This is a genomic window from Zobellella iuensis (assembly GCF_016746085.1).
Lineage (GTDB): Bacteria > Pseudomonadota > Gammaproteobacteria > Enterobacterales > Aeromonadaceae > Oceanimonas > Oceanimonas iuensis.
Genome location: NZ_JAERTZ010000018.1, coordinates 255,189 through 274,287 on the forward strand (window position 1 = coordinate 255,189; position 19,099 = coordinate 274,287).

Consider the following 19,099-nt stretch of genomic DNA (forward strand, 5'->3'; position numbering starts at 1 on the left):
GCCATGACCGGGGCTTTTTTATGAGGAAAACAACGTGTATTCACTGGCTAAATCCCTGCTTTTTCAATGCGATCCCGAGCATGCCCATGAATTGACCATCAAGGGCCTGGCCAAGACCCAGCATACCCCGCTGGCGACCCTGTACCGCCGGCCACTGATCCAGAACCCGGTGCAACTGATGGGGCTGACCTTCACCAATCCGGTGGGGCTGGCGGCAGGCCTGGATAAAAACGGCGAATGCATCGACGCTTTTGCCGCCATGGGATTCGGTTTTATCGAGGTGGGCACCGTGACGCCGCGCCCCCAGGAGGGTAACGAAAAACCCCGACTGTTCCGGGTAAAACCGGCGGAAGGCATTATCAATCGCATGGGGTTCAACAATAAGGGCATCGACTACTTAATCGAAAACGTGAAGCAATCCCGTTACCAGGGCGTGTTGGGTATTAATATCGGCAAGAATAAAGACACCCCCATCGAGCAGGGCAAGGATGACTATCTGCTCTGCATGGAAAAGGCCTATGCCCATGCCGGCTATATCACGGTCAATATTTCCTCGCCCAACACCCCGGATCTCCGTTCCCTGCAGTATGGCGATGCCCTCGATGATTTGTTGTCAGCGCTCAAGCAGAAACAGCGGCAATTGGCCGAGCTGCATCATAAACAGGTGCCCTTGCTGGTCAAGATCGCGCCGGATCTGTCGCCGGAAGAAATAGAACAGATCGCCGACAGCCTGGTACGCTTTGAAATAGACGGCGTCATCGCCACCAATACCACCCTGGATCGTGCCTTGATCTTCGATCTTCCCCACGCCTATGAGGCGGGCGGTTTGAGCGGCCGGCCGGTACAGGGCAAGAGCACCCAGGTGATTGCCGAGCTGGCCCGTCGCCTGAATGGTCGCCTGCCCATTATCGGGGTGGGGGGGATCGACTCGCTGACCGCGGCCCGGGAAAAAATGGCCGCCGGCGCCAGCCTGGTGCAGATTTATTCCGGCTTTATTTATCAGGGGCCGGCCCTGGTTCATCGGCTGGCCAAGCACCTCTAACTAATTGTTCCTAATCTAATAGTGCTACATCGACCGGGCCCCGCCGTGAACCCTTCCTGGGGGCTCCGCCGCGCCAGGGAGGGTGCGGAGGGGCTGCTTAGCGGAACCCTGTCGCTGCCGGTAGAGCTCTACCATTCGGAACCGTTATTTAGTTGTATCTTGTCAATGGAAGTTTTCCCCCCGGCGTCAAAATGCAATATACAATTAGAGCGTTGGGGATGAACTTTCTTTTTCACAAGGTGTGATCTGGATGCTGCTACAACCAAACGACAATTGGCGCTGGTTTCTCGGAAAAGAACGGCGGCTGATGCTGGACTTAGGGGAGGAGATGTTATTCGCCACCCCTTATCTGCAAAAACAGCTGGTATGCCCCGAAGGCATGCACCAGTGTTTTTCGGTGGAAGATACCGGCCTTTACTATACCTTTCTCGACAAGCTGAATACTATTTCCGCCCCGGCCCAGCGGGTTCAGGCGGCCCTCAATGCCGTAGCGGTGGCCCGCTTCTACAAGCCACTGATGCCACAAAGCTGGTTTTTCACACAACAGGCGGATTATCACCACCCCGAGCTGGGCGAGCTGATCGGCCTGGCGGTGGCGGGTGAACGGCTAACCCTGATGGCGGTGGAAACCTCGGCGTCCGCATCGGTATGCATGTCGCTGTCGGTGCCGGTCTCATTGAATGACAGCAAACAGTTACCGACCTTCGGTGCCATAAAAGTCATGAACGATCGCATTATCAGTCTCGAAGAAGTCGAGCAGGAAGAAGAACTGAGAAGGGTGGGGTAGTTGCCGATACGGTTGACAGTGATTGAAACGGGGGAACTGTAACCTGGTTATACTGTGCGCTAAGTTGGTTGCGGGAGCCGGATTTGAACCGACGACCTTCGGGTTATGAGCCCGACGAGCTACCAGGCTGCTCCATCCCGCGTCCGGTACTTAACGTATTGCCATGTTCTTCATCAAGTTGGTTGCGGGAGCCGGATTTGAACCGACGACCTTCGGGTTATGAGCCCGACGAGCTACCAGGCTGCTCCATCCCGCGTCCGGTACTTGACGTATTGCCATGTTCTTCATCAAGTTGGTTGCGGGAGCCGGATTTGAACCGACGACCTTCGGGTTATGAGCCCGACGAGCTACCAGGCTGCTCCATCCCGCGTCCGATACTTGACGTATTGCCGTGTTCTTCACCAAGTTGGTTGCGGGAGCCGGATTTGAACCGACGACCTTCGGGTTATGAGCCCGACGAGCTACCAGGCTGCTCCATCCCGCGTCCGATACTTGATGTATTACACCTTACTGTTATTGCTTGCTGAGAACTGGTTGCGGGAGCCGGATTTGAACCGACGACCTTCGGGTTATGAGCCCGACGAGCTACCAGGCTGCTCCATCCCGCGTCCTCAGGCTGCGTATACTAGTGATCCGCATCACTGAACGCAAGGGCTTTACCAGAACTTTATTCCGGTTGCGTAATAATGCCGCTATATGTCTATCTTCCACGCAACCTGGCGGCAATTTTTACAGACCGACCAAGGTTTAAGGTATAATACCGCCTTCTTTTATCAGACAAGCCTGACTATGCTGCCGTTTTTTGCTACCTGCCCCAAGGGCCTGGAATCCTTACTCACCGACGAACTGCACAGCCTGGGAGCCGCCGAGCTTCAGGAAACCGTGGCCGGCGTAGCCTTCAAGGGCGAACTGGCCACCGCCTACCGTGCCTGTATGTGGTCCCGGCTCGCCTCACGCATCATGCTGCAGCTGGCCGATTTCACCATGCGCGACGACATGGACCTCTACCTGGGGGCGGCCAACATCGAGTGGGAGCAGCATATTCAGCCGGGCCAGACCTTTGCGGTGGATTTCTCCGGCGGCAACAATGCCATCACCAATACCCAATACGGTGCGCTCAAGATCAAGGACGCCATCGTCGACCGGCTTACCAAGCGCCGGGGCGAACGACCGAGCGTCGATAAGCGGGCACCGGATATCCGCATTCTGGCCCACCTCAAGCGCAACCAGCTCAGCATCACCCTGGACCTGTCCGGCCCGGCGCTGCACCAGCGCGGCTATCGCCAGCAGGCGGGGGAGGCGCCGCTCAAGGAAAACCTGGCCGCCGCCATACTGCTGCGCAGTGGCTGGGATAAGAGCTCCCCGCTGGTCGATCCCATGTGCGGCTCCGGCACGCTGTTAATAGAAGCGGCGTTGATGGCCGCCGATCAGGCGCCGGGCTTGCTGCGGCCGCGCTTTGGCTTTATGGCCTGGTCCGGCCACGACGATGCCCTGTGGCAGCAGGTCAAGGCCGAAGCCACGGTGCGCGCGACCCGGGGCCTGAAGCAGGCGGTACCACACTTATATGGCTTCGATCAGGATCAGCGGGTGCTGGGCTTCGCCCGTGACAACGCCGAGGCGGCCGGGGTCGGACCGCTCGTCCACTTCGGGCAGGGCAGCGTCGAGACACTGACCAACCCCGCCGAACAGCCGGGCTGGCTGATCTCCAACCCGCCTTACGGTGAACGCCTGAGCGAGTTTCCCTCCTTGTTAGGCTTGCATCAGCACCTGGGTGACAAACTGCGCGACCAGTTCAAGGGCTGGCAGGTGAGCCTGATCTCCAGCTCACCCGAGTTGCTGAGCTGCCTGCGGCTGCGGCATGAGAAAACCTACAAGCTGTTCAACGGCGCCCTGGCCTGTGAACTGCGCAACTACCGCATCGCCGAGGATGCCAGGGCCGCCCGCCCGGTGGCGGAAGACTTCGCCAACCGCCTGAGCAAGAACCTCAAGGCGCTGGAAAAATGGGCCAGAAGCGAACAGCTCGACTGCTACCGGCTCTACGATGCCGACCTGCCCGAGTACAACGCCGCCATCGACCGCTACCGGGATCACCTGGTGATCCAGGAATATGCCGCCCCCAAGACCATTCCCGAACACAAGGCCCGTGCCCGCTTTTTCGATCTGGTGCAGGCCACCATGGCGGTGACCGGGGTGCCCGGCGGCAAGGTGGTGTTGAAGGTCCGCTCGCGCCAGCAGGGCAAGGAACAGTACGAAAAGCTGGACCGACGCGAACAATGGATGGAGGTGCAGGAGCATAACGCCCGCTTGCTGGTGAATCTGTACGATTATCTGGATACCGGACTGTTCCTGGATCACAGGCCCATCCGCAAGCGGCTGGGGGAGCTGGCCCGGGGCAAGGACTTTCTCAACCTGTTCGCCTATACCGGTACCGCCACCGTGCACGCCGGCCTGGGCGGCGCCAAATCCACCACCACGGTAGACATGTCCAGAACCTATCTGGCCTGGGCCGAACGCAATATGCAGCTCAATGGCCTGCGCGGGCGGGCGCACCAGTTCGTCCAGGCCGACTGCCTGAGCTGGTTGAGTCAACCTGGAACCGATTACGATCTGATCTTCGTCGATCCGCCGACGTTCTCCAATTCAAAGCGGATGGAGGACAGCTTCGACGTACAGCGCGATCATATCGAGTTGCTGCACCTGCTGAGCAAGCGGCTGCGCCCCGATGGTCTGCTGATCTTCTCCAACAACAAGCGCAATTTCAAAATGGATCTGGATGCCCTGGCCGAGCTGGGCCTGAGTGCCACCAACATCAGCAAGGCCAGCCTGCCCAAGGACTTCGCCCGCAACCCGCAGATCCACAACTGCTGGGAAATCCGCTGGAGTCCGCAAGCATGATGACGCTGTTTTCCACCGACGGCTGCCACCTGTGCGAACAGGCCTGGGCTTTGCTGGAGCAGACCGGCCTGGCCAACGGCACCGAGCAGAAAGACATCATGGACGACGAACAGTGGCTGGCGGCCTATGCGGTCCGTATTCCGGTATTGCGCCGGCAAGACGGTGCCGAGCTGGACTGGCCTTTTACCGCCACCGATATCATCGAATTTAGCCGAGTAGAATCATGAGTTTGCTAACCCTGCAGAACGCCCAACTGGCGTTTGGTGATGCCCCCCTGCTGGATGGGGTGGAATTGAATATTCAGGCCGGAGAGCGGCTCTGTATCGTCGGCCGCAACGGCGCCGGCAAGTCGACCCTGATGAAGGTGATCGCGGGCGACATTCAGCTGGACGACGGCCGCCGTCAGTTGCAGCAAAGTATCAATATCGCCCGCCTGGAGCAGGATCCCCCCAAGGTCGACGACGATCAAACCGTGTTCGACTATGTAGCCGGTGGCCTGGCGGAGCTCGGCGAGCTGCTGGCCCGTTACCACCATCAGTTGGAGCGGGTCAGCCACGACAGCTCCGACAAGGCCATGAACGAACTGATGCGGTTGCAGGAGCAGGTGGAGCACGCCAACGGCTGGCAGTTCGATACCCGTATCAACCAGAGCCTGACCCTGCTGGGCCTGAACGGTGACACCCGGCTCAACGACCTGTCCGGCGGCTGGTTGCGCAAGGTGGCCCTGGCCCGGGCGCTGGCCAACGATCCGGACATTCTGCTGCTGGACGAGCCCACCAACCACCTGGATATCGACGCCATCGCCTGGCTGGAGAGTTTCCTGCTCGATTTTCGCGGCGCCATCGTCTTTATCAGCCACGACCGGGCCTTTATCCGCAAAATGGCCACCCGTATCCTGGATCTGGACAGGGGTCGGCTCTCCAGCTGGCCGGGCAACTACGACGACTACCTGACCAACAAGGAAGAAGCGCTGCGGGTGGAGGCGGAGCAGAACGCCCTGTTCGACAAACGCCTGGCCCAGGAAGAAGCCTGGATCCGCCAGGGCATCAAGGCCCGCCGCACCCGTAACGAAGGCCGGGTACGGGCGCTGAAGGCACTGCGCAACGAACGCAGCCAGCGTCGGGAAAGCCTGGGCAAGGTCAGCGTCACCCTGGACGACGTGCGCCGCTCCGGCAAAATCGTGTTCGAGGCCGAACAGCTGGACTTCGCCTACGAAGGCAAGCCGCTGCTCAAGGACTTCTCCGCCCTGGTGCAGCGCGGCGACAAGATTGCCCTGGTCGGCCCCAACGGCTGCGGCAAGAGTACCCTGATCAAGCTGCTGCTCGGCAAGCTCGAGGCTCAGCATGGCAGCCTCAAATGCGGCACCAAGCTGGACGTGGCCTACTTCGATCAGTACCGGGAACAGCTGGATCCGGAGCGCTCGGTGATGGACAACCTGGCCGACGGCAAGCAGGAAGTGGACGTCGGCGGGCGCAGCCGCCATGTGCTGGGGTATCTGCAGGATTTCCTGTTCGAGCCCAAGCGTGCCCGTACCCCGGTGAAGGCGCTGTCCGGCGGAGAGAAAAACCGGCTGCTGCTGGCCCGCTTGTTCCTCAAGCCCAGCAACCTGCTGGTACTGGACGAACCGACCAACGATCTGGACGTGGAAACCCTGGAGCTGCTGGAAGAGCTGCTCGCCGACTATCAGGGTACTCTGCTGCTGGTCAGCCACGACCGGGACTTTATCGACAACACCGCCACCCATTGCTGGCTGTTCGAAGGTGAAGGCAAGGTCAGTGAATATGTCGGCGGTTACCAGGACATGCAGTTCCAGCGGGCGCGCCAGGCCGAGGCGGCACCGGCCAGGGAGAAGGAAGAGAAGCCCGCGGCCAAGGCGGTGAAACCTGCGGCCAAACCCGGCAAGAAGCTGTCGTACAAGCTGCAGCAGGAGCTGGAGGGACTGCCCGCCCGCCTGGAGCAGCTGGAGCAGCAGATCGCCACCCTGCAGGAAGAAATCAACGCACCGGACTTTTTCAGCCGGGCGGAAACCGAAACCCAGCTCACATTGCAGCAGTTGGCCGAGACGGAAACCGAACTGGAGCTGGCCTTCGCCCGCTGGGAAGAGCTGGAGGAAATGGCGGCCGGCTAGGCCGCCTGGTTTGAAGCGGTCCCCACCGAGGCGCCATGCCCTTGGTTTTGGCATTGAGTCAGCGGGGGCCGCAATGCCATCCATCGGTAACGAGGCCATGCCTGAAGTGAGCCACCTCACATTTCCGGCTTTTGCCCTTTCATCAAAACTTCATAAATATCAGTCGCTAATCCGCTAATCTGGGCTATGCTCAAAAATTACTCTTGATCTTGCCTCTCCGCTCAACTATTCATAGGGGGCGGTGGTTGCAACGCCACCGTGCACTTTTTGTTGATTAAATGAGGGTTATACCTATGAAGAGACAAAAACGTGACCGTTTGGAAAGAGCGCGTACCCGCGGTTACCAAGCTGGAGTCAGTGGTCGTTCTAAAGAGCAGTGCCCCTACAACGATTTCGATGCCAAAGGTTATTGGCTGGGGGGCTGGCGAGACGCAATGGAAGACAAAGGCTCTGGCCTCTTCATGAAGTAAACAGTGTTCACCTTCAACAAAAAAGGCCCCGATCTTCGGGGCCTTAACGTATCCGTTGTTGGTTCAGAAGCTGGAGGTATCGGTGAAAAGACCGACCTTCAGATCCTTGGCTTCGTAGATCACGCGGCCGTCCACTTCCACGATGCCGTCGGCGATGCCCATGATCAGCTTGCGCCAGATCACCCGCTTCATGGTGATCTTGTAGGTCACTTTCTTGGCGGTGGGCAGGATCTGGCCGGTGAACTTCACTTCACCCACGCCCAGGGCACGACCCTTGCCGGGGCCGCCTTTCCAGCCCAGGAAGAAACCGACCAGCTGCCACATGGCGTCCAGGCCCAGGCAGCCGGGCATCACGGGATCGCCGGGGAAGTGGCAGTCGAAGAACCACAGGTCGGGGGTGATATCCAGCTCGGCCAGGATCTCGCCCTTGCCGTGTTCACCGCCTTCGTCGCTGATGTGGGCGATACGGTCCATCATCAGCATGTTGGGGGCGGGCAGCTGGCTGTTGCCCGGGCCGAACAGTTCACCACGGCTACAGGCCAGCAGTTCGTCTTTGGTAAAGGCGTGCTTGCCCAGTTCTTTCTGTGAAGGCATCTCACTCTTCCTGATTCGAGCAGACCACAATGGCCTAGTTATAAAATTGGCGTCACTTTAGCGAACAGTTGTTAGCCAGACAAGTCCGATCTCTAATTCCGGCGGAACAAACGCCGCAAAAATCCGCTTTCCACGCTATGGCCGTTGAGTTCGTCCAGCCGTTCACGGATACGGCCGAACAGGGTCTCGGGCCTGTCCACGTCGCCCGCCGGACAGCCGGTGAGCAGCTCTATGGCCTGCTCGACATGGGCCACCGGGTAGATATGGAAACGGCCGGCGGCGATGGCGGCACAGACTTCGTCGGACAGGTTGAGCTGCAGCCGGTTGCTGGCCGGGATCAGCACGCCCTGCTCGCCGCTGAGCCCCTGGATCTGGCACAGCCGGAAAAAGCCCTCGATCTTCTCGTTGACGCCGCCCACCGGCTGTACGTTGCCGAACTGGTCCACCGCGCCGGTAATGGCGAAATGCTGGTAAATCGGCTCCCGGGCCAGGGCCGAGAGCAGGGCGCACAGCCCGGCGAGGGAGGCGCTGTCGCCGTCGATTTCATGGTAGGACTGTTCGAACACCAGGTTGGCGGAAAGCGGGGAGGGATGTTCGGCGCCAAACAGGTTGGCCAGGTAGCCATGGATGATCATCATCGCCTTGGCATGGATATGGCCGGCCAGCTCCGCCTTGCGCTCGATGTCGGCGATGTCGCCGTCGCCCAGGTGCACGGTGGCGGTGAGCCGCACCGGCTCGCCGAAGTCGTAGGGGTGGCCCACTATCTGGATCACCGACAAGCCGTTGATCTGGCCGATTTCCCGGCCCTGGGTCTGCAACAGGAACTGGCCGTCGCGCACCCCCAGATCCGAATGCTCCACCAGGAAGCTCAGCCGATAGTCCTGCTCCTGCTGGGCCAGCACCATATGGGCTTCGGTAATCAGTTCACTCTGCTCGCGCTTGGCGATCACATCGGCCAGCTGCATCAGGGCGAGCAGCTGGGCTTCCACCAGCGACAGCCGGTGCTGGTGTTCGGTGAGTCGGCTGCCGTAGCGGCACAGGCGCAGCATGGCGCCCCCGTCCATGTCCCGCAGCTCGTGCTTGCGGCGCAGGTGGGCCAGGAAGCCGATATAGGAGGGCAGATCCTGCTGGGCATCCCATTCCGGGATGATGTCGGCTCGCAGGAAGGCGAGGGTATCCAGCTCCCGGTCCAGCATATAGAGTTCGGCCACGGCCATGCGATCCCCCACCAGGATCAGGTGGATGTCCAGGGGCGGTGGCTCGGGCTGGAAGTAGAAGGCCGCCATTTCCGCCGGCCGGCTCCATTCCACCCGGCGGGTGACCAGGGCATTCTTGAGGCGGAACCAGAGGTTGGGCTGATCCAGCAGCTCTTCGATCGGCACTATCAGGTAACCGCCGTTGGCCTGGTGGATAAGGCCCGGCTCCAGCAGGTGATGGTGGCTGAACACCGAGCCCTGCTCGGTCTGGAAGTGGATGGCGCCGAACAGCTGCTCGGGGCTGAACTGGCGGGCATAGACGATGGGAATGGTGCTGTCGTGGCGGTGCACCATCAGGTTGATAAGAATGGGATGGCTGAAGCCTTCGCCGGCGGCCACATGCTGGGACAGCAGCGACAGGTAATCGGCAATTTTTTCGTCCTGGCCCTGCTTTCTCAGGATCCGTTCGACGATATGCTCCGCTTCCAGGTGGCGGGAAGACAGCTCCAGCAACTGGCCGACCAGTTCGCAGAACTCGATGCCGGTGCCGGCCTTGAGCCGGAGCCAGATCGGTTTTTGCGGGTGGTGCAGGTTTTCCGCGTAGCAGAGGTCGAACAGATCCGCATGATTGGCATGTTTTCTGACCAGATCCTGCACCAGCTCTTCGTAATCCACCCCGGGGAAGCCGTTCAGCAGCAGCACAGGGTTGGCGGCGTTCAGCCCCGACAGGGTGGCGAAGGCGGAATCGGCCCGGGCTTGCAGCGCGCTGAACGGCAGGGGAGTGGCGGCATTCAGGGTAGTGAGCTCAGGCAGGGCGAAAGCAGGATTCAGTTCGGCAGGACTCAGTGGTTGCACTCGAAAACTCATCAACTTAGGTAAATTGCAGCCAGTATACTTGAGCCGGCCGGCAGGTCGAGCCTCTGTGTAAAAATCTGTGCCGGCTTGTCGCGCAATCGTCATGCGCCGGTCACCGCCCTGTCATCCCGGCCCGCGACCATGGGAGCCGAGCAGGGAGGAGAGCCCATGGTACTGGATGTATTGACCCGCCTCGATCACCGGCTGTTTCGCCGGACCCAGGCCAGCCGCTACTGGCAGCAACGGGCCTGGCTGGCCCGCTGGATTTCCCGCACCGGCGACGGCCCGCCCTATGTGCTGCTGGGGCTGTTCTTCTGGCTGAGCCGGGAGGCCCCCTTGCAGGCCTATGTGCTGGATCTGTTGCTGGCCTTCGCCCTGGAGCTGCCGCTCTACCTCAGCCTGAAAAACGGCTGCCGGCGGCGCCGGCCGGCGCTGGCCCTGCCGGGCGCCCGGGCCTATATCGATCCCTCCGACCGCTTCAGCCTGCCGTCGGGCCATACCGCCGCCGCCATGCTGGTGGCCAGCCTGAGCCTGCTGCATTTCGGCGCCGCCGCCTGGCCAGTGCTGCCCTGGGCGCTGCTGGTGGGCTGGTCCCGGGTCTGGCTGGGGGTGCATTTTCCCTCCGACATCCTCGCCGGCCTGCTGCTGGGCGGCCTGGTCGCGCTGTTGATTTTTTAGGCAAGGAGTCCGATGCGCATTCTTTACGGAGTACAGGGTACCGGCAACGGCCATATCACCCGGGCCAGGGCCCTGGGCGCGGCGCTACGCCGGCGCGGGCTGGCGGTGGACTTTCTGTTCAGCGGCCGCCCGCCGGAAGACTATTTCGACATGGCGGAATTCGGCGACTACCAGAGCCGCACCGGAGTCACCTTTGTGACCCGAGGGGGATGCATAGCTCCCCTGGCCAGCCTGGGCCGCTGCCGGCCGCTGCAACTGCTGGGGGACATCCGCGCGTTGCCAGTGCGGGACTACGATCTGGTGCTGACCGACTTCGAGCCGGCCACCGCCTGGGCCGCCCGGCGGGCGGGGGTGCCCTGTGTGGGCATCAGCCACCAGGCTGCCTTTCTGAGCGATATCCCCAGGCAGGGGGAGAACTGGCTGAACCGCCAGCTTGTCCGCCATTTCGCGCCCGCCGGCTGCCAGCTGGGCCTGCACTGGCACCATTTCGGACAAAAGGTGCTGCCGCCGTTGATGGAGCCGGCCCCGCCCGCCACCGCCATCCGGCCCGACAAGGTGCTGGTATACCTGCCGTTCGAGGAACAGGGCGATATCGCGGCCCTGCTCGGGGGCTTTCCCCATGTCCAGTTTTACTGCTATCACCCCAAGGCCGAGCCGCGGGAGCAGGGGCATCTGCACTGGCGCGCACCGTCACGCCAGGGATTCCGGCGGGATCTGGCCGAGGCCGCCGGCGTTATCGCCAACAGCGGCTTCGAACTGCCGTCGGAGGCGCTGAGCCTGGGCAAGAAACTGCTGGTCAAACCGGTCGGGGGCCAGTTTGAACAGTTGTCCAATGCCCTGGCCCTGGCGCGACTGAACCTGGGGAGCGTGATGGCGCGGCTGGACAACAGCGCCGTGGCCGCCTGGCTGGCCCGGCCCGATGCCGAGCCGGTGCATTATCCGGAGGTGGCGGAGCAGCTGGTGGACTGGCTGCTGGCCGGCGACCGGCGGGATCCCGCGCCCCTGTGCGAGAGTCTCTGGCGGCAGGTGCGCTTTCCTTCTTACTGTACCCTGCCCGGGAATTAACCGCGGCGGCGAAAATCGGCCAGCCGCACCACGTTGTCGCGGGCCGGCCGGTCCGAATAGGGGCAGGGGAAATCCCCCACCGGAGTGTCGGGGTAGCTGGTCGCCGCCAGCCCCCGGCCGAAACGGAACAGGGCATCGTCCAGCAGGCGGATCACCGGCCGGAAGGGCTGGCTCCGGTTGCCGCCGACCCGCTTGTACTGCTGGTTGATATGCAGACCCAGGCCGTAACAGTGGTTGTCGTCCAGGTAGTCCAGCTCTTCATGGGTCAGGGTGCTTTTCAGCCACTCGCCGGCATCGGTGACGTGGCCGTTGATACTGGGGTCGCTGTTGTTGACCCAGGTGATCTGCCAGCCTTCGGCGAAGAAACGCTCCACCATCAGCGGCAGCTCGTCGTCGTTGACGGCGCCGCTCTCCAGGGCCAGGTGCAGCGCCTCGTTGCCCCAGCGCTCCAGCAGTATCGACTCCAGCTCCGCCCGTTCGGGCGGGGTCGCGAAGGGCAGCAGCAGGGCATAACGGCTGTGGGCTTCCACCGCGATCACCGTGTAATGACGCAGACAGCCAGGGCGGCCATGCTCCACCAGATGGCATTGCCAGGACACCCGACTGAAGCCCGTGGTCAGCGGCTGGGTGCCAATGCGCTTGCCGTCCGGGCTGGGCAGGCGGGGCAGATCCAGCCGCAGCCATTTGGCCAAGGCATTGCTGGCCGCGATAAGGATTTCCATGGGTTTTCCTTGTTATTCCGCCGATCATGCCGCCATGGTAGCGGGTCGGGACCGCCGGCACCAGGACAGCCGCAGAACGGGTGGCGGCCGTAGCACCCGCTATCGGATAAGGAAGCCATAAATGCGCAACCGATGACGTTATGTTAAATTCCCGGCGACTTCTGCGTATTTTTTGCCAGACTGGAGATGTAAGGCACGTCTTTTCACGGAAGGAGCCCTATGTCCCGGCGAACCTTGAGCCTGTTCCTGTGCGGCGATGTGATGACGGGCAGGGGGATCGACCAGATCCTGCCTCGCTCCTGCCCGGACGAACTGCACGAAGCCTATATGACCCGGGCGAGCGGCTATGTCAGGCTGGCCGAGCGGCGGTGCGGGCGGATCCCGCGACGGGTCGGCTTTGCCTATGTCTGGGGCGACGCCCTGGCCGAGCTGGCGCGGGTCGGGCCCGCGGTGCGGGTGATCAACCTGGAAACCAGCATCACCACCAGCGAAGACTGGCAGCCCAAGGGCATCAACTACCGCATGCACCCCGCCAACCTGCCCGTCCTCGGCGCCGCCGGCATCGACGTCTGTGTCCTGGCCAACAACCATGTGCTGGACTGGGGCCGGCGGGGGCTGCTCGACACCCTGGCCGCGCTGGAGCGACAGGGCATCCGCACCGCCGGTGCCGGAAGACAGCTCGCCGAGGCCCGGGCGCCGGCCAGGATCGGACTCGGGTCGGAGGAGGGCGGGCGCCTGCTGATCTTCGCCCTGGCCCTGGCCTCCAGCGGCGTGCCGGAAAGCTGGGCGGCCGGCGTCGACCGACCTGGGGTATTCTTTTTGCCGACGCTGACGGCGCCGGCACTCGACGAGCTCAAGGCCCTGATCCGGCGCTGGCAACGGCCAGGGGACCGGGTGCTGGTGTCGATCCACTGGGGCCCTAACTGGGGCTACGCCATACCGGCCGCCCACCGCGACTTCGCCCGGGCCCTGATCGACGAGGCCGGGGTCGACCTGGTGCACGGCCATTCATCCCACCATGTGCTGGGGCTGGAGCTGTACCGGGAGCGGCTGATCCTCTACGGCTGCGGCGACTTTATCAACGATTACGAGGGCATCCGCGGTTACGAGCAATACCGGCCCGATCTGGTGGTGATGTTCTTTCCGGTGCTGGAGCGGGACAGCGGCCGTCTGCAGTCGCTGCGCCTGGTGCCGCTGCAGCTGAACAAGTTCCGGCTGTGCCGGGCCCGGCCCGAAGACGCGGCCTGGCTGGCGCAGCGGCTGAACAGGGAAGGTAAGCGAACCGGCACGGCATTCCGCCTCCAGCCGGACGGCAGCCTGACGCTGGACCTGGGCTAGAGGCGGGAAGGTGCCATGTCTTGGGCCTTCCCGCCGCAGCCAGTGAAAACCCCGGCTAGCCGCCCAGCTTTTGTTGCACGCTGGCGACCTTGTCGGCCATGGTCTGCGCCCGGTCGTTGCGGGTGCCCAGCTTGATATGGCTGGTAATGCGCACGGCGCCGGCATCGTGCAGCACCTCGTGGCAGCGCTTGACCGCCGCCATCACCTCATCCCATTCGCCTTCCACATTGGTGCCGTAGCCGTGCATGGTGTGAACCAGGCCGGCATCCTCAAAGATTTGCTGGCACATGGCCACATAAGGCGACACCGACACGCCAACGCCGCCGGGCGAGACCATAATATCCATCAGTACGTACATAACAGCTCCCTGGTTAGAATGAATCGGTAAGTTGTATCACCCCGCCATTCGAGCCAATGCGCGCTCGGGCCGCAAGGGCCAGATGGGGCATTTGCGTTGGCCAGTGCATTGTGGTCATAGGATTCCATTGCACCTGCGCCAGGGTGCTGTCAGTAATGAGGGCAGTAAATGAGCATACTGCAAAAAATCATCAGCGGCGGCCAGACCGGCGCCGACCGGGCGGCCCTGGACGCGGCCATGGCGGCGGGATTTCCGGCCGGGGGGTATTGTCCATCCGGGCGGCGGGCGGAAGACGGGCCCATAGACGCGGTTTATCCCTTGATCGAACTGGCCGGCGGCTACCGGCAACGGACCCGCAGAAACCTGCAGGAGGCCGATGGCACCGTTATTTTTTACCGCGGCATGCCAACCGGCGGCACGGCGCTGACCCTGGCGCTGTGCCTCCGCGAGCAAAAGCCGTTCCGGCTTATCGACATGGAGCTGGTGTCGGTTGAACAGGCCTGCACGGCAGTGCTGGCGTTTATCCGGGCCCAGCGGATTGCGGTACTGAACGTGGCGGGCCCGAGGGAAAGTGGTCAGCCGGGGATCTATGACTACAGCTTTCGTGTGCTGACGGCGATGATCAGGGCATCGATGTCCTCGAACACTGGCCAGATGCCTTGCTGAGGATCGCCGGAAATGACGCAACCGAGCAGGGTACCGGACACAGCGGGCCAAGTAACGGTACCGATAAATCTTTAAAACCGGGCGGCAGAACCAGGGTGTCCTGAATCTTATAATTTCTTATTTAACATAATATAGATTATGCGTAGTGTTGGATCAGAAGGAAATGACCACTGCGATGGTCAGTACCAGTACTGGGCCGGCTTGTGGTTAAGCGGAAAAACCAGGCCGTCCGGATCGACACCTCGACGCACCAGACACAATACGCGCTGCACCTCCCGCCGTTCTGGCCGGGTCATCCGCAGATTACGGAACCAACGCGGTGACTTGGAATGCCACTTGGCGCAAGTGACCAATCGAGCACTTACCCGACGACGGCGCTTCAATCGAGCATCGGGCTGGCGGTCACGAGCCCTGTTCTTGATAGACATAGACACCTCTAAGTGATGAAAACACTTAGAAGATGTCCAGTGAACGGTACCAATGCAGCATCATCTCGCCGTTCCCCAGAACCGGGCTTCACTAAACCAAAATCCGGAATATTCCAGTCCCGATCATCAGAAAACATAAAATGGAGTTGGCGGTTCCTACACAGCTGGGCCAAGTCTTCGAAGAAACAAGACTCACATAACTCAACTTCGTACTGCTCGCCATCATGAGGCGAGCCATAGCCCCAAGCGGCTTGCAGCACACCGAACTGGGGTGAATAGCCCTCAGCCATCACCGTACTGCAGCCACACACGTCGCAGCGCACGTCGGTGACTAACTCAATCTGCTTCAGCGTTTTGACCTTCATTGGTCACCCCATCCAAGCCCCCAAAAAAAGTTGTGCCTTGGCCCAGATGCTATTTCCTCGCGCAGTTCGGCTATCTCCTGGTCGGTCAAGCGGCGAACGGTCATCAATACCCCCCTGTTTATTGACACTTGAGGGGCGTTCAGCCCCCTCAAAAGAAAATGCCGATAAACTGCATTATCGGCATTAAATCATCCAAGTAATAAGCAAAATAATAAGATTCTACGAATACTAAGAGTGCCACAAGGCGCTGCGTGCGTCCTGGCGCTGAGGGTCTGCCTAGTGGAACCCAGTCGCTGCCGGTAGTGATCTACCATCCGGAACAGTTAGTCAGAACAGCACCCAAATCTACCTATACTCCACCTACCCCAGCTTGGGCCACAAGCTCCTTTCCGGTTGCCCTGTCCTTTGCCATCCCTCTCTCGACGCCAAGCCGGCCGGGCCGTTGCGCTTAGTCGTCTGCACCTAGAACCGCTACCCCCGGACCAGTACTTCACCCGGCGGGATATCATGCAGCGGTAACATGGCAATAATCCTGCGCGGGGCCGTCGGAGACCTGTAGCTCCCCTGCCCTGTTCAGCCTGGCACCGGCGGTACCAGGCGTTCCCCGACCGGATTGCAACCGGGACTATGCCTCCACTCCGGATCCGGCTGACGTCAATCATGGCCGGTTTCGGCGAGCTGGCGAACTCAGTTGCGCCGTTCCCACCGGCGAAACAGTACGCTGGCATTGACCCCGCCGAATCCAAAGCCGTTCGACAGCGCGTACTGGAGCGGCATTTTCCGTGCGGCCGGGCCGACCAGATCGAGGCCGTCGGCCGCCTGGTCGGGGTTGCTGAGGTTCAGTGTGGGCGGAACCACCTGATCGCGCAGCGCCAGTATGGTGAAAATGGCTTCAATGCCGCCCGCGGCCCCCAGTAGATGGCCGGTACTGGATTTGGTCGAGGTAATCGCCGCCCCCGCTCCGGTCCCGAATACGGAGCGGATGGCGGCCAGCTCTCCCCTGTCACCGACCTGGGTGGAGGTCGCATGGGCATTGATGTGCTGAACGTCGCCGGGCGCAATGCCGGCCTGGCGCAGTGCCTGCTGCATGGCAAGCCGGGCGCCGCTGCCGTCCTCCGGCCCGGCGGTCAGGTGGTAGGCATCGGCGCTGGTACCGTAGCCGACCAACTCCGCCAACGGACGTGCGCCACGCGCCAGGGCATGATCCAGCGATTCGATCACCAGTAGACCGGCCCCCTCGGCCATGACGAAACCGTCCCGGTCGCGGTCGAAGGGACGCGATGCCTCCCGCGGGCGGTCGTTGAATCCGGTGGACAAGGCGCGTGCCGCGGCAAAGGCGCCGAGGGTAACGCGATGGATGGCCGCCTCGGTCCCGCCACACACCGCGATATCCGCCTCGCCGCTGCGGATCAGCCGGGCGGCATCGCCGATGGCTTGAACCCCGGCCGCGCAGGCGGTCACCGGCGCCCCGAGCGGCCCCTTGAAGCCGTGCTGGATGGAGATGTGCCCGGCCGCCATATTGGCGAGAAAGGAAGGCGCGGTGAAGGGTGAAAGGCGGCGTGACCCACGGCTGTCCGTCGTGCGCACGGCCTCGGCGATGGCGCCAAAACCACCGACGCCGGAAGCAATGATGGTCGCGGTTCGCCGGCGTTGCTCTTCCTCGGTCGGGTGCCAGCCTGCCTGGATAAGGGCTTCCTGCGCCGCCAGCAACGCAAACTCGATAAAGCGATCCATCTTCTTGCGCTCCTTGGCGGCAACGGCTCGCTCTGGATCAAAACCCGCTTGCGGATCTTCCATCAGACTTGGCACTTGCCCGCCTGGGCAAATGCCGGTGCCGTCGGCCAGATCGGCAGACAGGGCCCGAATGCCGGATTGTCCCGCCAGCAGGCGGGACCAGACTATCTCCGTACCACACCCCAATGGCCCGACGGTACCCGTTCCCGTCACCACTATTCGAACTGCATCTCGAACACCCATCATTATTCCTCGCTTTCCACAGTTGCGGTGCTTCGCAGTGAGCACCGCCTCGGTTGTTTCTCTCTGGCCGGCTATCCGGCCATCTCCGCTCTTCGTCAGGCCATCGGCACGTCGAACACAAAACAGGTTGCCGTCGCATGGGCATAGAGTTGGCCCTTTTCATCTTCAACACGGGCTTCGGCCGTGGCGAGTTGCCGGCCACCGTGGATCACCGTGCCGATCGCCCGCAACGGGCCGGTTCTGTGTGAGGCTGGCCGAACAATGTTGACGTGGAGTTCCGCCGTTGTGTAGGAGCGTCCGGCCGGCAGCGTGCTCTGTACCGCACATCCCAAGGCCGAGTCCAGCAGCGTGGCAAACCAGCCGCCGTGCACCGTGCCCAGAGGGTTATAGTGTTGCGGCAGTGGAATGCCCTGAAAGATGGCACGGCCGATGTCAACGCCCAGCAGCCACATGTTCATGGTCTCGTTCATGGGCGGGTATGGCAGTTCACCGGACATCATGCCCTCAAGAACCTCACGCCCGCTTTTGCCGGCGAGTTGCTCCATTCGGGTAAGGCCTGGCTTGCCGCCACCTGCAATCGAACGTTGTCGAGCGGCTTTTTGCTGGGCAGTCCAGTCTATGCTCGGTAGGGGCATGGGTTCTCCTGATCAATATGTTCAAAGGTGAAGGCCATTACACTCCGGATTGGCCGCGAGCCGGCATCCGAGCCAGGGCCTCAAGCAAGTCCGAATGTTTTTCTCAAGCCTGCATCGACGGGGCCGGCGGGCATAAAGCGGCGCAATTTGCGCAGCAGAGCGGCCTCGCCTTTGGGCGTACGCCGCATTTTCCACGCCCCCAAGGCGGCATCGACAATGGTGCTGGCGACGCCATCGGGATCCGGCGCCTTATGGACATTGTTTTGAATGGCCTGGGAAACGACAGCGCGCTCGGTGTCGTAGGCCGGGATTTTGGCGGCCGCCAGGGGCGCATTGATATCCATGTTGGTCTTGGTGAAGGAAGGCTCGACCAGCGCTATACGAATGCCGAACTGGCGCACCTCGTGATCCAGGGTCTCGGACAGCCCCTCCACCGCATGCTTGGACGCCGAATAGAGCCCCATGTAGGGCGCCGGAAGAAAGCCCAACACCGAGCTGATGTTGACGATGCGACCAGAGCCTTGCTCGCGCATGTGCGGCAGTACCGCCTGTGTGGTGCGCAGGATGCCAAACACGTTGGTGTCGAACAGCGATGCCGCTTCGGCAACCGAGGTTTCCTCCGTTGCGCCGAGCAGGGTCACGCCGGCACTGTTGACCAGCACGTCGATACGCTTGGCCTGAGCCATGATGGCCTGGACCCCGGCCTGAACCGACACTTCGTCACGGATATCCATCTCGACCAGCTCAACACCGGCTATTGGCTGTGCCGTTGCCCTGTTGCGCACTGTGCCGAATACCCGGCAACCCTGAGCGGCAAACTTCACGGCGGCGGCGCGGCCGATGCCTGACGATACACCGGTCACAACGACAACTTTTGATTTCGACATAACCACCTCTCTT

The 19,099-nt window shown here is 61.9% G+C and carries 18 protein-coding genes and 5 tRNA genes; 10 read left to right on the forward strand and 13 right to left on the reverse strand.

The genetic code is table 11. The features are described 5' to 3' along the window. Window positions 1-34 precede the first annotated feature (34 nt). Both pyrD and JKV55_RS07965 read left to right on the forward strand, forming a co-directional pair. Window positions 35-1,042 carry a quinone-dependent dihydroorotate dehydrogenase gene (gene pyrD / locus JKV55_RS07960; RefSeq protein ID WP_202083953.1) on the forward strand — a complete coding sequence of 336 codons (1,008 nt, stop codon included), beginning with the start codon at window positions 35-37 and terminating at the stop codon, window positions 1,040-1,042. A gap of 250 nt (window positions 1,043-1,292) precedes the next feature. Continuing rightward, entirely contained in the window at window positions 1,293-1,829 is a 537-nt protein-coding gene (locus JKV55_RS07965) for a cell division protein ZapC (protein WP_202083955.1), read from the forward strand. Window positions 1,830-1,894: 65 nt separating this feature from the next. Here JKV55_RS07965 and JKV55_RS07970 read toward each other — a convergent pair. From JKV55_RS07970 to JKV55_RS07990, 5 genes are all read right to left on the reverse strand, one after another. After that, a tRNA-Met gene (locus JKV55_RS07970) sits at window positions 1,895-1,971 on the reverse strand. A 37-nt stretch (window positions 1,972-2,008) separates the two neighbouring features. Beyond that, window positions 2,009-2,085 (reverse strand) — tRNA-Met (locus JKV55_RS07975). Between the two features lie 37 nt (window positions 2,086-2,122). Continuing rightward, window positions 2,123-2,199 (reverse strand) — tRNA-Met (locus JKV55_RS07980). A gap of 37 nt (window positions 2,200-2,236) precedes the next feature. Then, window positions 2,237-2,313: transfer RNA gene (locus JKV55_RS07985), tRNA-Met, on the reverse strand. Between the two features lie 47 nt (window positions 2,314-2,360). Next, window positions 2,361-2,437: transfer RNA gene (locus JKV55_RS07990), tRNA-Met, on the reverse strand. 181 nt (window positions 2,438-2,618) lie between these two features. Between JKV55_RS07990 and rlmKL the strand changes: the two genes are divergently transcribed. The 4 genes from rlmKL to rmf all read left to right on the forward strand — a co-directional run bounded on the left by rlmKL (window position 2,619) and on the right by rmf (window position 7,322). Beyond that, the gene (rlmKL, locus tag JKV55_RS07995; protein ID WP_202083964.1) at window positions 2,619-4,724 is read left to right on the forward strand and encodes a bifunctional 23S rRNA (guanine(2069)-N(7))-methyltransferase RlmK/23S rRNA (guanine(2445)-N(2))-methyltransferase RlmL; all 2,106 of its coding nucleotides are present in this window, start codon (window positions 2,619-2,621) and stop codon (window positions 4,722-4,724) included. Then, a complete protein-coding gene (locus JKV55_RS08000; RefSeq protein ID WP_202083966.1) occupies window positions 4,721-4,951 on the forward strand; it encodes a glutaredoxin family protein in 231 nt (76 codons plus the stop codon). Before rlmKL ends, JKV55_RS08000 begins: the two co-directional genes overlap by 4 nt. Further along, entirely contained in the window at window positions 4,948-6,852 is a 1,905-nt protein-coding gene (gene uup, locus JKV55_RS08005; protein ID WP_202083968.1) for an ATP-binding cassette ATPase Uup, read from the forward strand. Before JKV55_RS08000 ends, uup begins: the two co-directional genes overlap by 4 nt. Before the next feature lie 293 nt (window positions 6,853-7,145). Continuing rightward, window positions 7,146-7,322, forward strand: a complete 177-nt coding sequence (gene rmf, locus JKV55_RS08010; protein WP_202083970.1) for a ribosome modulation factor — start codon at window positions 7,146-7,148, stop codon at window positions 7,320-7,322. Window positions 7,323-7,385: 63 nt separating this feature from the next. Here rmf and fabA read toward each other — a convergent pair whose 3' ends face one another. Further along, window positions 7,386-7,916 (reverse strand): 3-hydroxyacyl-[acyl-carrier-protein] dehydratase FabA, encoded by a 531-nt coding sequence (fabA, locus tag JKV55_RS08015; RefSeq protein WP_202083971.1) that lies wholly within the window; start codon window positions 7,914-7,916, stop codon window positions 7,386-7,388. Window positions 7,917-8,008: 92 nt separating this feature from the next. Next, entirely contained in the window at window positions 8,009-9,967 is a 1,959-nt protein-coding gene (locus tag JKV55_RS08020; RefSeq protein WP_202083973.1) for a Lon protease family protein, read from the reverse strand. Between the two features lie 174 nt (window positions 9,968-10,141). Here JKV55_RS08020 and JKV55_RS08025 point away from each other — a divergent pair, with 174 nt between their 5' ends. Together JKV55_RS08025 and JKV55_RS08030 are read left to right on the forward strand one after the other, a co-directional pair. Continuing rightward, window positions 10,142-10,645, forward strand: coding sequence for a phosphatase PAP2 family protein (locus JKV55_RS08025; protein ID WP_439654902.1), 504 nt, complete (start codon window positions 10,142-10,144; stop codon window positions 10,643-10,645). Window positions 10,646-10,657: 12 nt separating this feature from the next. Then, complete coding sequence (locus JKV55_RS08030; protein WP_202083977.1) at window positions 10,658-11,710, forward strand: MJ1255/VC2487 family glycosyltransferase; 1,053 nt, start codon at window positions 10,658-10,660, stop codon at window positions 11,708-11,710. On the opposite strand, the gene JKV55_RS08035 is transcribed toward JKV55_RS08030, so the two are convergent. After that, a complete protein-coding gene (locus tag JKV55_RS08035) occupies window positions 11,707-12,432 on the reverse strand; it encodes a hypothetical protein (protein ID WP_202083979.1) in 726 nt (241 codons plus the stop codon). The genes JKV55_RS08030 and JKV55_RS08035 overlap by 4 nt on opposite strands. A gap of 219 nt (window positions 12,433-12,651) precedes the next feature. Here JKV55_RS08035 and JKV55_RS08040 point away from each other — a divergent pair, with 219 nt between their 5' ends. Continuing rightward, window positions 12,652-13,770: a CapA family protein gene (locus JKV55_RS08040; protein ID WP_202083981.1), complete on the forward strand. Its 1,119-nt coding sequence runs from the start codon at window positions 12,652-12,654 to the stop codon at window positions 13,768-13,770. A 55-nt stretch (window positions 13,771-13,825) separates the two neighbouring features. Here JKV55_RS08040 and JKV55_RS08045 read toward each other — a convergent pair whose 3' ends face one another. Further along, window positions 13,826-14,128, reverse strand: coding sequence for an MTH1187 family thiamine-binding protein (locus tag JKV55_RS08045; RefSeq protein ID WP_094038816.1), 303 nt, complete (start codon window positions 14,126-14,128; stop codon window positions 13,826-13,828). A 168-nt stretch (window positions 14,129-14,296) separates the two neighbouring features. On the opposite strand from JKV55_RS08045, the gene JKV55_RS08050 reads away from it, so the two are divergent. Beyond that, the gene (locus JKV55_RS08050) at window positions 14,297-14,794 is read left to right on the forward strand and encodes a putative molybdenum carrier protein (protein WP_202083983.1); all 498 of its coding nucleotides are present in this window, start codon (window positions 14,297-14,299) and stop codon (window positions 14,792-14,794) included. Window positions 14,795-15,230: 436 nt separating this feature from the next. Here the strand turns inward: JKV55_RS08050 and JKV55_RS08055 are convergent, their stop codons facing one another. From JKV55_RS08055 to JKV55_RS08070, 4 genes are all read right to left on the reverse strand, one after another. Continuing rightward, window positions 15,231-15,587: a hypothetical protein gene (locus JKV55_RS08055; protein ID WP_202083985.1), complete on the reverse strand. Its 357-nt coding sequence runs from the start codon at window positions 15,585-15,587 to the stop codon at window positions 15,231-15,233. A 687-nt stretch (window positions 15,588-16,274) separates the two neighbouring features. Further along, entirely contained in the window at window positions 16,275-17,564 is a 1,290-nt protein-coding gene (gene fabF, locus JKV55_RS08060) for a beta-ketoacyl-ACP synthase II (protein ID WP_202083986.1), read from the reverse strand. 95 nt (window positions 17,565-17,659) lie between these two features. Continuing rightward, window positions 17,660-18,199, reverse strand: a complete 540-nt coding sequence (locus JKV55_RS08065; protein WP_202083988.1) for a PaaI family thioesterase — start codon at window positions 18,197-18,199, stop codon at window positions 17,660-17,662. A gap of 80 nt (window positions 18,200-18,279) precedes the next feature. After that, window positions 18,280-19,086, reverse strand: a complete 807-nt coding sequence (locus tag JKV55_RS08070; RefSeq protein ID WP_202083990.1) for an oxidoreductase — start codon at window positions 19,084-19,086, stop codon at window positions 18,280-18,282. Window positions 19,087-19,099 lie beyond the last annotated feature (13 nt).

Excerpts from the sequence above, each read along its gene's own strand:
- rlmKL (WP_202083964.1), top strand. The coding sequence starts at position 2,619 with ATGCTGCCGTTTTTTGCTACCTGCCCCAAGGGCCTGGAATCCTTACTC.
- JKV55_RS08045 (WP_094038816.1), bottom strand. The coding sequence starts at position 14,128 with ATGTACGTACTGATGGATATTATGGTCTCGCCCGGCGGCGTTGGCGTG.
- JKV55_RS08050 (WP_202083983.1), top strand. The coding sequence starts at position 14,297 with ATGAGCATACTGCAAAAAATCATCAGCGGCGGCCAGACCGGCGCCGAC.
- JKV55_RS08055 (WP_202083985.1), bottom strand. The coding sequence starts at position 15,587 with ATGAAGGTCAAAACGCTGAAGCAGATTGAGTTAGTCACCGACGTGCGC.
- JKV55_RS08030 (WP_202083977.1), top strand. The coding sequence starts at position 10,658 with ATGCGCATTCTTTACGGAGTACAGGGTACCGGCAACGGCCATATCACC.
- fabF (WP_202083986.1), bottom strand. The coding sequence starts at position 17,564 with ATGGGTGTTCGAGATGCAGTTCGAATAGTGGTGACGGGAACGGGTACC.
- JKV55_RS08040 (WP_202083981.1), top strand. The coding sequence starts at position 12,652 with ATGTCCCGGCGAACCTTGAGCCTGTTCCTGTGCGGCGATGTGATGACG.
- uup (WP_202083968.1), top strand. The coding sequence starts at position 4,948 with ATGAGTTTGCTAACCCTGCAGAACGCCCAACTGGCGTTTGGTGATGCC.
- rmf (WP_202083970.1), top strand. The coding sequence starts at position 7,146 with ATGAAGAGACAAAAACGTGACCGTTTGGAAAGAGCGCGTACCCGCGGT.
- JKV55_RS08065 (WP_202083988.1), bottom strand. The coding sequence starts at position 18,199 with ATGCCCCTACCGAGCATAGACTGGACTGCCCAGCAAAAAGCCGCTCGA.
- JKV55_RS08035 (WP_202083979.1), bottom strand. The coding sequence starts at position 12,432 with ATGGAAATCCTTATCGCGGCCAGCAATGCCTTGGCCAAATGGCTGCGG.
- fabA (WP_202083971.1), bottom strand. The coding sequence starts at position 7,916 with ATGCCTTCACAGAAAGAACTGGGCAAGCACGCCTTTACCAAAGACGAA.
- JKV55_RS07965 (WP_202083955.1), top strand. The coding sequence starts at position 1,293 with ATGCTGCTACAACCAAACGACAATTGGCGCTGGTTTCTCGGAAAAGAA.
- JKV55_RS08070 (WP_202083990.1), bottom strand. The coding sequence starts at position 19,086 with ATGTCGAAATCAAAAGTTGTCGTTGTGACCGGTGTATCGTCAGGCATC.
- JKV55_RS08000 (WP_202083966.1), top strand. The coding sequence starts at position 4,721 with ATGATGACGCTGTTTTCCACCGACGGCTGCCACCTGTGCGAACAGGCC.